Below are 13214 nucleotides of genomic sequence, written 5' to 3' on the forward strand. Positions count from 1 at the left end.
CAGGACGGCATCGACTTCCTCGCACTGCCCGACGACCGTCTGATCTGAACACCCCAACGGACCGCTTCTCAGAAAATGCATAGCGTTCTCCATAGAAATCGCATAGGAGATTCCGCAGAATAGGGACATGACCAGCGACCTGCCCGAACTGCGCCGCCCCGACGGCTCCCCCCTGCGCATCCTCGCCGTCGACGACGAGCAGATGCTGACCGACCTGCTCGCGATGGCCCTGCGCATGGAGGGCTGGGAGGTGCGCACCGCCTCCTCCGGCATGGAGGCCCTCCAGGTCGCGCGCGAGTTCGAACCCGATGCCCTCGTGCTCGACATCATGATGCCCGACCTCGACGGCATGTCGGTGCTCAAGCGGCTCCGGGATGCCGGCAACCTCGTCCCCGTGCTCTTCCTCACCGCCAAGGACGCCGTGGGCGACCGCGTCGCAGGACTCACCGCCGGCGGCGACGACTACGTCACCAAGCCCTTCAGCCTGGAAGAGGTGATCGCGCGCCTGCGGGCGATCATCCGCCGCACCGGCCACGCCACCGCTGACGACGGCCAGTCGATCCTGCGCGTCGCCGACCTCACCCTCAACGAGGACAGCCACGAGGTCGTGCGCGACGGCACCGAGATCGAGCTCACCGCGACCGAGTTCGAGCTGTTGCGCTACCTGATGCGCAACGAGCGCCGGGTGCTCTCGAAGGCGCAGATCCTCGACCGGGTGTGGAGCTACGACTTCGGCGGCAAGTCATCGGTCGTCGAGCTGTACATCTCGTACCTGCGCAAGAAGATCGACGCCGGACGCACGCCGCTGCTGCACACCGTCCGCGGCGTCGGCTACATGATCAAGGCCCCTCAGTGAGCTCGGCGACGACGATGAGACGGCCGATGAGCCTGCAGACACGGCTGATGACCGCCGTGATCGGGTTCGTCTCGCTGATCCTCATCATCGTCGCCATCATCACCAGCGCGACGCTGGGCAAGACCATGGAGGATCAGCTCGACCAGAAGCTCTCCAATAATGCGCACCAGCTCGTCCGGGTGACCGAGGCGTTCCCCCCGTCGTCCGCCACCGCGCAGAACGTGCTCGCGAACAGCTCCGCACCGCCGGTGGGTGTGCTCTTCGTGGTCTCGAGCCCCGTGACCGGCTTCAGCGGCGTCGTCGCCAAGACCACGGACGGCGACCCCCTCGCCGGGTCGCTGCAGACCCTCAGCGGGGCCCAGCTGGCGGAGATCGCCGGCGCGCTGAAGGACTCATCGGTCGCCTCAGTCTCCATCAGCGACGTGGGCTCGTACCGGGTGATGGCGCTGCCGACGAACAACGGGGTCATCGTGGTGACCGGCCTCCCCCGTGACGAGATCCAGAACCAGCTCACGCAGCTCCTCACGGTGATCGCGCTCGCCACGATCGGCGGCCTGATCCTGCTGGCCCTCACCACGGCGATCACGATCCGCGTGAGCCTGCGCCCGCTGCGCGCCGTCGCGACCACCGCGACCAGGGTCGCCAACCAGCAGCTCGATCGCGGCGAGGTGACCATCACGGAGCGCGTCCCCGCCTCCGAGGCCGATCCGCGCACCGAGACCGGGCTGGTCGGGGCGTCGTTGAACAAGCTCCTCGATCACGTGAACACCTCGCTCGCGTCCCGGCAGAAGAACGAGGAGCGGATGCGGCGGTTCGTCGCCGATGCCAGCCACGAGCTGCGCACACCGCTCGCCTCGATCCGCGGCTACTCCGAGCTCTCGCTGCGAGCTCTCCGCCAGACGAAGGAACCGTCCGAGCGACCGGAGGTCATCGAGAGCACCACCTCTTCGCTCGAGCGCATCCAGGCGCAGTCGCTGCGGATGACCAGGCTCGTCGAGGACCTGCTGCTGCTCGCCCGCCTCGACGAAGGCCGGGAGCTCGTCTACGGCACAGTCGACCTCACCCAGCTGGCGCTGGAAGGGCTGTCGGATGCGCGCCCCACGGCCGTGGACCACCACTGGAAGATCGACGTGCCCGACGAGCCCGTCACGATCCTGGGAGATGCGGGACGCATGCACCAGGTCGTGGCCAACCTGCTCGCGAACGCCCGCACGCACACGCCGGCCGGCACGACGGTGACACTGAGCGTCGCGCAGGAGGGCGATGAGGCGGTGCTGCGCGTGCACGACGACGGTCCGGGGATCGATCCGGCCATCCGAGACGAGCTGTTCGCCCGCTTCGCCCGCGGAGACAGCTCCCGTGCGCGCCAGACCGGCGGGACAGGGCTCGGCCTCGCGATCGTGAAGGCCATCGTCGAGGGCCACCACGGCTCCATCACGGTGGACAGCGAGCCAGGGAACACCACCTTCAGCGTCCGCATCCCGACGAATCCGGCGGCCTCCCCCGACACCGCCGCTACGGACGCCTGACCCGCAGCACAGCGCCCGCCACGAGCACAGCGCCCACCACCATACTGAGCCCGCCACGACACTGAGCCCACCACGATGCTGAGCCGCGCGCGAGAGGATTCCTGCGCCGGCGGGATCAGTAGCCGGCGAAGGCGTCCGTGGTGAGGCTGCGGGCCTTCTGCAGTGCGGGCGCGAGATCGGCGATCAGGCGGGGTGGTCCCGAGATGAACGCGTGGCGCGCGGCCAGATCGGCAACGGCACGCTCGAGGGTATCGGCGTCCAGACGCGCCCCCTGAGCCCAGGACCAGTGCGAGGGCAGGGCGGCCGGCTCGTCGCGCGTGAACACGACGGTGCGCACGCCTGTCTCGGCCAGCTCGTCGCGGAACGCGAGCTCCGAGGCGTCTGCGGCGACGTAGATCAGCACCACGTCGCGCCGTTGCCCGGTCGCCTGCAACTGCCGCAGCTGCGACACGAAAGGCGTCACGCCGATACCTGCCGCCACCATGAGCACCGGCTGTTCGCCCCGCGGCAGGATGAAGTCGCCCCAGGTCCCGGTCACGGCGAAGGTCGCCCCCGGCTCGGCGGCCGCGAGAGCCCGCTTGTAGCTGGAGGGGTGCTTCTGGTCGCCGTTCTTGTAGGCGATGCGCAGCATGGGCAGGTCGGCCGGCGCCGACACGATGCTGAACTCCCGGCGGGTGCCGCGCGCGTCGGGGCGGTGGTGCGGCACGTCGAGCTCGAGATACTGACCAGGGAGGAAACGCACACGGCCCTTGGCGCGGAAAGTCAGCTCCTGCGCGGTCGGGGTGACGAACTGACGCCGTTCGAGCACGAGCCGCACCGACCCGCGCAGTGCGAAGGCGAACGCGACCAGGTTGCCGATGAGCAGCGCGCGCTCCTGTCCGAGGGTGAACAGGCCGGCCACGGAGAGGGGCCACCCCGCGAGCAGACCGACGACGACGGCCACCACGAGCTGCTGCCGACGCCGCGGCGGAAGAGTGAGCGGCTCCGAGAGCATGAAGGCCCCGAGGAAGAGGAACGGCGACTGCAGCACGGCGAACTGCAGGGCTGTCACGACGTCGAAGGCGACATCGAACTCCACGGCCTGGACTGCCTGCCGCACCACGGAGGTGGCGACCGCGACGATCAGGAACACCAGCACGACGCGGATCTTCTCGGTGCGCCACAGCACCAGGAGACCGAGCACCGCGACCGGGATCGTGAGCACGGGCGTGCCCACCCACCACGCCGACGAGGTGCCCAACCACTCGAAGGCCCCGAACGCCCCGAGGATCGAGACGACGGCGGCGCCGAACGCGGCCGGGTTGAAGATGTGCCGGCCCCGCCAGGCGATCAGATACTTCGACACGCTCGCGACGGCACCGGCGATCGCGAGGCCGACGAGTGCACTCGGCTCGACGCCGGGGCGGAGCACGAACAACAGGATGAGGGCGGTCACGACCGAGGATTCGATGCGCCAGGGCAGCCGCAGGATGCGCTGCGCGACAGCGTCGACGACCGAGATGACGAGCGCGAGCACGAGGAAGGACGCCACGAGCTCGAGCGGGGTCGGCGAGACGATGACGCCGAACAGCGAGAGCACGAAGGCGATGACGGCGAGGGCGATCAGCGCGAACAGGACCAGACGGTACATCGACAGCGAGCCCAGAACGGCGAGGACCCGCTGACGCGCAGCGGTGAATGAGGTGATCACGATTCCACTCTTCCCTGGTTCTGGACGGTGAGGAACAGTTCGGCCGGAAATCCGGGGGAACGCTGCACCCGTCCGTCGGTGCTCATCCGCACCCACTCGGTTCCCCAGGCCGCAGCGATCTCAGGGCCGCCGTCGAAGAAGAGGGCGGTCGCCACAGCGTCGGCCCTCATAGCGTGGGGCGCCACGGCCCAGGTCGCCGCCCAGGTGCGCACCGGGGTGCCGGTGCGCGCATCCAGGACGTGGTGGAGCCCGCTCCCCCACGCCCGACGGTTGATGGCCGAGGCGCACAGGGCCTGGTCCTTCACCTCGATGACGCCGATCGCCTTCGTCGCGTCATAGGGGTGCTCGAGGGCGATGCGCACACCGGCCCCGCGCACCCGGATGTCGCCACCGGCATCGATCACGAGATCGCCGGGCACACGCTCCAGCACCGTGGACACGAGATCGACGAGGCGACCCTTCCCGAGGGCGCCGACGTCGAGCAGAGCCGGAGCCGAAGCCCTGACCTCGCCACCATCCCACGAGAGATGCCGATCCCACTCTTCCGGCGCCGGGAGCGGCTGCCCGGCGATCAGCGTGTAGGCCGCGTCATAGCCGAGCGCATCCAGGCTCGCGGCGACGAGGGGGTTCACCGCACCGGCGGTCGCCGCGGAGAGCTCGCGATACGCGTCGAGCATGGGGGCGGCGTCGGCGGAGGCGAGAACGCCACCGAGTCTCCCGAGGCGCACGACCTCGGAGTCTGCACGGAAGCGGGACCATTCGCGGTCGAAGCGCTCGATCTCCGCCGTCACCGCCGCCTTCGCGGCAGCCGGGAGCGGGTCGGTCGTCTCGATCTCCCAGTGCGTTCCGATGGCCTCGAAGCTCCAGGTGGCCATGCGGCTTTCAGGCGCCTACGCGGCAGCCTGCTCCTTGATCGACTCGACGGCGTCGTTGAATCCGCCGCTGGTGAGCGACGAGCCCGCGACACGGGTGACGTTCAGCTCGTCGATCGGCTTGCCGTCGACCTCGGCGGCGATGCCGTCGATGAACTCGCCCTGGTAGCGCTTGCTCTCGGGCGCCTGCGGATCACCCGTGACCTCCACATCGGTGACGACGCCGTCGGCGAGCGTCAGCGTGACGGAGATCTTCTCCACCGTCTCGGGGGTCTGGTACGAGCCCTCGGCCGTGTAGGTGCCGTCGGTGTAGGTCGCCGTGGCGTCACCTCCCGAAGACGATGCGGAGGCACCCGTATCGGGAGTGCTGTCGGCTCCGGAAGAGCCCTCGGCATCGGCAGAGCCGGAGCATCCGGCGAGGACGAAGAGACCTGCGATCCCGAGGAGTGCGGATCCCTTGCGGACAGAGGTCGGTACGGTCGTGCGGATCATGGTGGTCCTCCCGGCTCGGTGTCGGTCGACGTGGTCGTCGACCCCCTCACGCTAGGCATCGCGCCTATGAACGGGCTGACGTAACGTGTTACGCGTCTCCGCCGAACATGCTGGTGACGGAGCCGTCCTCGAACACCTCATGGATCGCGCGGGCCAGGAGCGGGGCGATCGGGAGGATGGTGAGCTTGTCCCACTGGCGCGACTCGGTGAGCGGGATCGTGTCGGTGATGACGACCTCGTCGATGGACGAGTCCTGCAAACGATCCGACGCCGGGTCGCTGAAGATCGCGTGGGTCGCGGCGACGATCACGCGGTGCGCCCCGTTCGCCTTGAGAGCCTGCGCAGCCTTGACGATCGTGCCACCGGTGTCGATCATGTCGTCGACGAGGAGGCAGGTGCGTCCCTCGACGGCACCGACGATCTCGTGCACGGAGACCTGGTTGGCGACCTTCGGGTCGCGACGCTTGTGGATGATCGCGAGCGGAGCGCCGAGGCTGTCCGACCACGTGTCGGCCACGCGCACGCGGCCCATGTCGGGCGATACCACCGTGAGGATCTCGCGGTCCTCCGGCGAGAGGGTGCGCTCGAAGTAGTCGAGCAGCACGGGCTTGGCGAACAGGTGGTCGACGGGACCGTCGAAGAAGCCCTGGATCTGGGCTGCGTGCAGGTCGACGCTCATGACGCGGTCGGCACCGGCGGTCTTCAGCAGGTCGGCCACGAGACGGGCGCTGATCGGCTCGCGACCGCGACCCTTCTTGTCCTGACGCGAATACGGATAGTACGGCGCGACGACGGTGATGCGCTTCGCCGACGCGCGCTTGGCCGCGTCGATCATGATGAGAGTCTCCATGAGCCACTCGTTGACCGGCTCGCCGAACGTCTGGATCAGGAAGAGATCCACTCCACGGATGGAGACCTCGAAGCGCGCGTAGATCTCACCCGATGCGAACGTGCGGTGCTCGACCGGGGCGATCTCGGTGCCCAGCGCCTCGGCGACCGCCGCCGTGAGGGCAGGGTGCGAACGACCGCCGGCGACGACGAGCCGCTTCTTGGTCTTGGCGATGATCCCGGGGGCCACGCCGTTGTCGCGATCCAGATCGACCGTCTTCTTCTTGCGCGCCATGTCCGCCTATTCCGCCGAATTCTCCCGGGACGCAGCATCCGCCGCGCCCGTCCCTGCTCTGTTCTTCTCGACCCAGCCCTCGATGTTGCGCTGGGGGGCGACGCTCATGGCCAGAGCGCCGGCGGGGACGTCCTTGCGGACGACGGCACCTGCACCGGTCTTCGCACCGGCTCCCAGCCTAACGGGCGCGACGAGCACCGTGTGCGACCCGGTGTGCACCTCGTCGCCGATCTCGGTGCGGTGCTTGTTCACGTCGTCGTAGTTGGCGGTGATCGTGCTCGCACCGAGGTTCACTCCGCGACCGATCGTCGCATCGCCCACGTACGACAGGTGCGGCACCTTGCTGCCCTCGCCGATCTCGGCGTTCTTGGTCTCGACGTACGCGCCGATCTTGCCCTTGGCGCCCAGCACAGTGCCGGGGCGGAGGAAGGAGAACGGACCGACCGTCGCCTCGGCGCCGATGACGGCCAGCGTCGCATCCGTGCGGCGGACGACCGCATCCTCACCGACCTCGCAGTCCACGAGCGTCGTATCGGGGCCGATGACAGCTCCGGAGGCGATGGCCGTTGCCCGCAGGATCTGCGTGTTCGGGAGGATCGTGACGTCGGGCGAGAGTGTCGCGTCGTCGTCGATCCACGTGGTGGCGGGGTCGATCACGGTGACGCCCTCGAGCTGCCACCGGCGCACGATCCGCTGGTTGAGCAGGCGCCCGACGAGCGCGAGCTGCGTGCGGTCGTTCACGCCGTAGGTGACCGTGACATCCGACACGACCGACGCCGCGACGCGGTCGCCATCGCGGCGGAGCAGTCCAGGCACGTCGGTCAGGTACATCTCGCGCTGAGCGTTGTCGAGGCTCAGCTGCGGCAGGTAGGTACGCAGCGTCGCGGCGCGGAACACGTACATACCGGCGTTGATCTCACGGACGGCCGCCTCTTCCGGGCTCGCATCCTTCTGCTCCACGATGCGGTCGACCCCGCCATCGGCATCGCGCACCACGCGACCGTAGCCGGTGGGATCCTCCACCAGCGCGGTCATGAGTGTGGCAGGCGCCCCGGACGCCCGGTGCTCAGCGAGGAAGGCCGAGAGGGTGCCGGCATCGGCGAGGGGGCAGTCGCCGGAGAGCACGAGCACGTCGCCCTCGAAGTCGGCGGGCAGCGCATCGACGGCCACCTGCACCGCACGACCCGTTCCGGGGATGTCGTCCTGGTCGACGAAGACCGCGTCGGGATAATCGGCGGCGAGGGCGGCCACCACCTGGTCCCGCTCATGCCGCACGACGACCTCGACGTGCGTCGCCTGCAACCGCTGCGCTGTGGTGAGCACGTGCCCGACGAGTGGACGTCCGCTGATCGGGTGCAGCACCTTCGGCAGACGCGACTTCATGCGAGTGCCCTGCCCTGCGGCGAGGACGATGATCGCGAGATTGTTCCCAGTCATGCTCCGCCGCCAGGACTCGAACCTAGACCTCACAGCTCCAAAGGCTGTCGTGCTGCCATTACACCACGGCGGACCGCGCCGCCCATGAAGGCACCGCGGGGACAAGTCTGCCATGCTCCGGCCCCGGTTCCGCTGACACCGCGGCCCGTCATCCGCGTGAAATACCGATCTGCAATGCTGGCGACATGAGCATCGTGATCGAACGGGTGCAGGCCGCGAGCCCCGCCCTGGCCGAGTTCCTGGTCGCCCACCATGCGGAGTTGGAGCACACCGCTCCTGCGGAGAGCCGCCACGCCCTGGTGTTCGAGCGGTTGCTGGCTCCGGGAGTGCGGCTCTTCGCCGCGCACCTCGACGATGCCCCCGTGGCCACCGGTGCCCTGGCGACTGTCGAGGAGGGACACGAGGAGATCAAGTCGATGCGCACGGACCCCGCCCTGCGCGGACAGGGCCTCGGCCGCGCCATGCTCGCGTTCCTCCTGGCGGACGCCGAGTCCAGGGGCATCAGCCGCCTCTCGCTCGAGACCGGGAGCGCGGACTTCTTCATCCCGGCACGTGCGCTGTACGCCGCGGCGGGATTCCGCGAGTGCGGCCCGTTCGGCGGCTACGCGCTCGATCCGTACAGCACGTTCATGACGGTCACGCTCCCGACCGCGTCCTGATCTCGTCGCCGCGCGCGCGATAATGGGCGGATGAGCGAGGTGGATGAGGTCGACCGGATCGTCGGCGCGTGGAACACCCAGCGTCCCGACCTCGACTTCTCCCCGCTCGAGGTCCTGTCACGGATGGACCGGTTGTCGCGGCACCTCGATCGCGCCCGCCGCGATGTGTTCCGACGGAGCGATCTGGAGCACTGGGAGTGGGACGTGCTCTCCGCGCTGCGGAGAGCGGGGGCGCCGTTCCAACTCTCCCCCAAGCAACTGCTCCAGCAGACCCTGGTCTCGAGCGGCACCATGACCAACCGGATCGATCGCCTGGTCGGGCGTCGGTTCGTGCGGCGCGAGGCCGACCCAGGCGACGGTCGCAGCGTGCTGGTGACGCTCACCGATGACGGGCGCATCCGCGTGGACGCCGCCATCACGCGTCTGGTGGATGTGGAGGCCGATCTGCTGCAGGCGCTCTCCCGCTCCGACCGCGACCGCCTCGCGGGGCTGCTGCGCAAGCTGAGCCTGAGCTTCGACTCGTGACCGGCCGCAACTGATGGGCATGCCCTCTCCCCTGCCCGTGCGCGACGGCGTGGGAGCCACACGGCTGCACGTGCCCCTCACCGGCTCGTGGCCCACGGTCGCTGCCTACATGATCGAGAGGTTCTTCCACCTCGATCCCGAGCGGCTGCTCGAGCGGTTCGATCGCGGCGACATCGTTCGCGCCGACGGCTCTGCGGTCCCGCGCGATGCCCCGCTCGGGAGTGTCGAGTTCATCTGGTACTACCGCGAGCCCGCCATCGAGACGCGGATCCCGTTCGAGATCGAGATCCTGCACCAGGACGAGCATCTCGTCGTCGTGGACAAGCCGCACTTCCTGCCAACGACTCCCGGCGGCAAGTTCCTGCAGAACTCGGCACTGGTGCGGCTGCGCAACCTCCTCGACAACCCGGACCTGGCGCCCATCCACCGTCTGGACCGCGCGACCGCCGGACTGCTGATGTTCTCGACGCGACCCGCCACCCGCGGCGCCTACCAGCTGATGTTCGAGAACCGGCAGGTGCAGAAGGTCTACGAGGCGGTGTCCGCGCTGCCCCCGCACGGCGAACTCCCCTCGTTCCCGCTCGTCTACCGCAACCACATCGAGAAGCCGCGTGCCCAGGTGCGGGTGCAGGTCGACGACACCAGGGAGCCGAACGCCGAGACGCTGATCGAACTGATCGGCGCCGATGACCGTGTGGTGCACACCCTGCTCCGCCCGCACAGCGGGAAGATGCATCAGCTGCGCGTGCACCTCGCCGCCCTCGGCATGGGCATCCTCAACGACCGGTTCTACCCCGAGCTGCTCGACGATGTGCCGGACGACTTCGACCGCCCGCTGCAGCTGCTCGCTCGCGAGCTGCGCTTCGTCGATCCGCTGAGCGGCGCGGAGCGGGTCTTCACCACGAGGCGGGCGCTGCAGCACGCGCCTCGTGGTGAGAATCCGTAGGCTCGCGTCAGCGGCGCATGACCTTTCGGGCCAGGCGGGTTCCGAGCATCTGCACGAGATGCACGAACACGACGATGAGGACGATCGCCGCCCACATCACGAGCGGCTCGAACTGCCGGAAACCATAGATCTGGGCGAATGCGCCGAGGCCACCGCCACCGACGAGTCCTGCCATCGCCGTCATGTCGATGAGCGCGACCACGATGAACGTGTAGCCCAGGATGAGCGGTCCGAGCGACTCCGGGATCGCCACAGTGAACAGGATGCGCCAGGGCCCCGCACCCATCGCACGCGCCGCCTCGATCACGCCGGGCGAGACCGAGATCAGATGCTGTTCGACGATACGTCCGATCGCGAAGGCCGCGGCGAGACCGATGATGAAGGCACCCGCCGTCGTGCCGATGCCCACACCGACCACGGCACGGGCCAGCGGCTGCGCGACCACGAGGAAGATGATGAACGGGATGGGGCGGAAGAAGTTCACCACGAGGTTCGCGAACAGCGAGACCGGCTTGTTCTGCGCGAGGCCGCCCGGCCGCGTCACGTACAGGATGATGCCGATAGCGAGACCGAGCACGCCACCCAGCACGAGCGCGAAGGACGTCATGTAGAGCGTCTCGAGGGCAGCCGCCCAGAATTCCGGCCACAGTTCGTTCAGGCGTTCCATCAGCGCGCCTCCTCTCCGGCGATCTCGGTCACTTCGACACGTCGGGCGATGCTCGCGAGGGCGCGATCGATCGCCGCGGCGTCACCGCGGATCGCGAGTGTCAGGTGCCCGAAGGCCCGTCCGCGGATGTCGTTGATGCCGCCGTAGACGAGCTCGAAGTCGAGGCCGGCACCGGCGAGATCGAGGAAGACCTGCGCCTGCGAGGAGTCGCCGTCGCGGAACGAGAACGTGACCAGGCGGCCCTGATGGCGCTCGCGGAGCACCGCCAGCTCTGCGGGTGACGGCACGCCCTTGACGACCGTTCCGACGAAACGCTGCGACGCCGGGTTCTGCGGCGCGGAGAAGACGTCGAAGACATCGCCGTGCTCGATCACGCGACCGTTCTCCATCACCGCCACCTTGGTCGCGATGGTCTGGATCACATCCATCTCGTGCGTGATGACGACGATCGTGACACCCTGCTCGCGATTGACGCGCTTCAGCAGATCGAGCACCTCGTGGGTGGTCTGCGGGTCGAGGGCGCTGGTGGCCTCGTCGGCGAGGAGGATCGCGGGCCCGGTGGCGAGGGCACGGGCGATGCCTACGCGCTGCTTCTGGCCGCCGGAGAGCTGTTCGGGATAGGCCTTCGCCTTGTCGGAGAGACCGACGAACGAGAGCAGTTCCGCCACACGTGTCTCGATATCGGCCTTCGACCAGCCGGCGAGCTTGAGCGGATACGCGATGTTGGACTTGACGCTCCGCGAGGAGAACAGGTTGAACTGCTGGAAGATCATGCCGATCCCGCCGCGGACCTTGCGCAGCTCGCTCTCCTTCAGCGCGGTGATGTCCACGCCGTCCACCGTGATGGTGCCGCTGGTGGCCGGCTCCAGTGCATTGATCAGGCGCACGAGGGTCGACTTGCCCGCCCCGGAATAGCCGATGATCCCGAAGACGTCGCCCTTCTCGATCGAGAGGGAGACGTCGTCGACGGCCACGACCTCCGCGCCGTCACGGGTGCGGGGCGGGTACGTCTTGGACACGTTCGTCAGGGTGACGATCGGCATGTGGTGCTCCGGTCTGCTTCGGGAACGAAGAATCGGGTGACGCGTTTTCGCGCCACCCGATTCTCCCTCATCGGACGGGGTGGATCTCCCGCGTCCTACTTCTTCGCGTCGGCGTCCTTCTGGACCTTCGCGAGCGAGGCGACCAGGTCATCCACCGGCGTCTGCAGCGCCACGGCGGTGCCGCCCGACGACTCGAGAAGGCCCTTCTGGACGGCCTCGTTCGTCTGGAAGATCTCGACGAGCTTGAGGTAGGTCTCGTTGTCGGCGTCCTCCGCACGAGCGGCGAAGATGTTCACGTACGGCAGCGCGCTGGGATCCTCGGGGTCGTCCTGGGCGATCGCGTCTTCGAACGTGAGGCCGGCGTCCTGCACGAAGTCGTTGTTGATGATCGCAGCGGCGACGTCGGGCAGCGAGGTCGGGATGAGCGCGGCCTCGAGCGCCTTGACCTCGACCTTGGACTTGTCGGTGTCGATGTCGGCGAGGTCGGAGTACGGCGTGCCGCCGCTCTTGAGCTCGACGAGGCCGGCCTGCTGCAGCACGTTCAGCGCACGCGCCTGGTTGGAGGCGTCATCGGGGACGGCGACGGTCTCGCCCTCGGGGATGCTGTCGACGTCGTCGTACTTCTTCGAGTACAGACCGAGCGGGTAGATCGCGGTCGAGCCGATCGGGGTGAGGTCGGAACCCGAGGCGTTGTTGTACTCGGCGAGGTACACGATGTGCTGGAACTGGTTGAGGTCGATCTCCCCCTCGGTGAGCGCGGGGTTCGGCTGCTCGTAGGAGCCGAAGTCGACCAGCTCGACCGTGATCCCCTCTTCGGCTGCGGCGTCGACGAAGGCCGGCCACTGCTCGTCGCCCTTGCCGACGACGCCGATCTTGACGACCTCGTTCTCGGAGGACCCCTCGCTGCCGGATCCGGCATCGGACGACCCCGTGGCGCACCCGGCGAGCGCGACGAAGAGCGGGACCGCGGCGAGCGCGGCCAGGATGGAAGTGGTGCGGCGTGACATGTGAAGGAGTTCCTCTCTTGGGGGACTCGAATACGTTAGGCAGGCCGCGCGGCGCACGCGGAATCGAGTGTCACACGGCGTCACAGCGAGGCGTGGTCAGGGCCGCGGCACCCTCAGGGCCAGCTTGCCCACGTAGTGCTCTCCGAGCGCCCGGTGCGCCGTCGCGATCTCATCGGCGTCGAAGACGCGGGACACATGCGGTGAGATGTGACTCGACTCGATGACCTCGTTGAGACGCTGCAGTGCGGCGCGGCTGCGATCGCCGTCGTAGAAGGACACCCGATCGACGAGCTGCGCTGACGGCGGCGGGTTCACGCCGTGCGCCCACGCGATGCGGCCGGTGGGTGCGACTGCGCTCAGTGCCTCCT

The 13214-nt window shown here is 68.5% G+C and carries 14 protein-coding genes and 1 tRNA gene; 5 read left to right on the forward strand and 10 right to left on the reverse strand.

The features are described 5' to 3' along the window. The first annotated feature begins 127 nt into the window (after window positions 1-127). Both DSP71_RS13035 and DSP71_RS13040 read left to right on the forward strand, forming a co-directional pair. On the forward strand, window positions 128-856 hold the full coding sequence (locus DSP71_RS13035; protein ID WP_045262204.1) for a response regulator transcription factor: 729 nt from the start codon (window positions 128-130) through the stop codon (window positions 854-856). Window positions 857-882: 26 nt separating this feature from the next. Continuing rightward, complete coding sequence (locus DSP71_RS13040; protein ID WP_113681294.1) at window positions 883-2385, forward strand: cell wall metabolism sensor histidine kinase WalK; 1503 nt, start codon at window positions 883-885, stop codon at window positions 2383-2385. A 115-nt stretch (window positions 2386-2500) separates the two neighbouring features. On the opposite strand, the gene DSP71_RS13045 is transcribed toward DSP71_RS13040, so the two are convergent. The 6 genes from DSP71_RS13045 to DSP71_RS13070 form a co-directional block, all read right to left on the reverse strand. Next, on the reverse strand, window positions 2501-4075 hold the full coding sequence (locus DSP71_RS13045) for a flavodoxin reductase (protein ID WP_113681295.1): 1575 nt from the start codon (window positions 4073-4075) through the stop codon (window positions 2501-2503). After that, the gene (locus DSP71_RS13050) at window positions 4072-4950 is read right to left on the reverse strand and encodes an FAD:protein FMN transferase (protein ID WP_061017224.1); all 879 of its coding nucleotides are present in this window, start codon (window positions 4948-4950) and stop codon (window positions 4072-4074) included. Before DSP71_RS13050 ends, DSP71_RS13045 begins: the two co-directional genes overlap by 4 nt. A 15-nt stretch (window positions 4951-4965) precedes the next feature. Continuing rightward, window positions 4966-5439, reverse strand: a complete 474-nt coding sequence (locus DSP71_RS13055) for an FMN-binding protein (protein WP_113681296.1) — start codon at window positions 5437-5439, stop codon at window positions 4966-4968. Window positions 5440-5527: 88 nt separating this feature from the next. Further along, the gene (locus DSP71_RS13060; protein ID WP_046748908.1) at window positions 5528-6562 is read right to left on the reverse strand and encodes a ribose-phosphate diphosphokinase; all 1035 of its coding nucleotides are present in this window, start codon (window positions 6560-6562) and stop codon (window positions 5528-5530) included. Between the two features lie 6 nt (window positions 6563-6568). After that, on the reverse strand, window positions 6569-7999 hold the full coding sequence (glmU, locus tag DSP71_RS13065) for a bifunctional UDP-N-acetylglucosamine diphosphorylase/glucosamine-1-phosphate N-acetyltransferase GlmU (protein ID WP_113681297.1): 1431 nt from the start codon (window positions 7997-7999) through the stop codon (window positions 6569-6571). Window position 8000: 1 nt separating this feature from the next. Continuing rightward, window positions 8001-8072: transfer RNA gene (locus DSP71_RS13070), tRNA-Gln, on the reverse strand. Between the two features lie 112 nt (window positions 8073-8184). Here DSP71_RS13070 and DSP71_RS13075 point away from each other — a divergent pair. From DSP71_RS13075 to DSP71_RS13085, 3 genes are read left to right on the forward strand one after another with little or no spacing between them, the layout of a single operon-like run. Then, window positions 8185-8658, forward strand: coding sequence for a GNAT family N-acetyltransferase (locus DSP71_RS13075; protein ID WP_058632447.1), 474 nt, complete (start codon window positions 8185-8187; stop codon window positions 8656-8658). Window positions 8659-8688: 30 nt separating this feature from the next. Beyond that, complete coding sequence (locus tag DSP71_RS13080) at window positions 8689-9183, forward strand: MarR family winged helix-turn-helix transcriptional regulator (RefSeq protein ID WP_029260528.1); 495 nt, start codon at window positions 8689-8691, stop codon at window positions 9181-9183. Between the two features lie 19 nt (window positions 9184-9202). After that, window positions 9203-10129, forward strand: coding sequence for a pseudouridine synthase (locus DSP71_RS13085; protein WP_218867770.1), 927 nt, complete (start codon window positions 9203-9205; stop codon window positions 10127-10129). A gap of 7 nt (window positions 10130-10136) precedes the next feature. Here DSP71_RS13085 and DSP71_RS13090 read toward each other — a convergent pair whose 3' ends face one another. The 4 genes from DSP71_RS13090 to DSP71_RS13105 form a co-directional block, all read right to left on the reverse strand. Next, window positions 10137-10796 (reverse strand): methionine ABC transporter permease, encoded by a 660-nt coding sequence (locus tag DSP71_RS13090; RefSeq protein WP_046748904.1) that lies wholly within the window; start codon window positions 10794-10796, stop codon window positions 10137-10139. Further along, on the reverse strand, window positions 10796-11839 hold the full coding sequence (locus DSP71_RS13095; RefSeq protein WP_113681299.1) for a methionine ABC transporter ATP-binding protein: 1044 nt from the start codon (window positions 11837-11839) through the stop codon (window positions 10796-10798). Before DSP71_RS13095 ends, DSP71_RS13090 begins: the two co-directional genes overlap by 1 nt. A gap of 95 nt (window positions 11840-11934) precedes the next feature. Then, window positions 11935-12846 carry a MetQ/NlpA family ABC transporter substrate-binding protein gene (locus tag DSP71_RS13100; protein WP_046748902.1) on the reverse strand — a complete coding sequence of 304 codons (912 nt, stop codon included), beginning with the start codon at window positions 12844-12846 and terminating at the stop codon, window positions 11935-11937. Window positions 12847-12942: 96 nt separating this feature from the next. Then, a partial coding sequence (locus tag DSP71_RS13105; protein WP_147251315.1) for a zinc-binding dehydrogenase occupies window positions 12943-13214 on the reverse strand: 272 nt, incomplete at its 5' end.

It is taken from the genome of Microbacterium sp. H6 (assembly GCF_003314775.1).
Lineage (GTDB): Bacteria > Actinomycetota > Actinomycetes > Actinomycetales > Microbacteriaceae > Microbacterium > Microbacterium oxydans.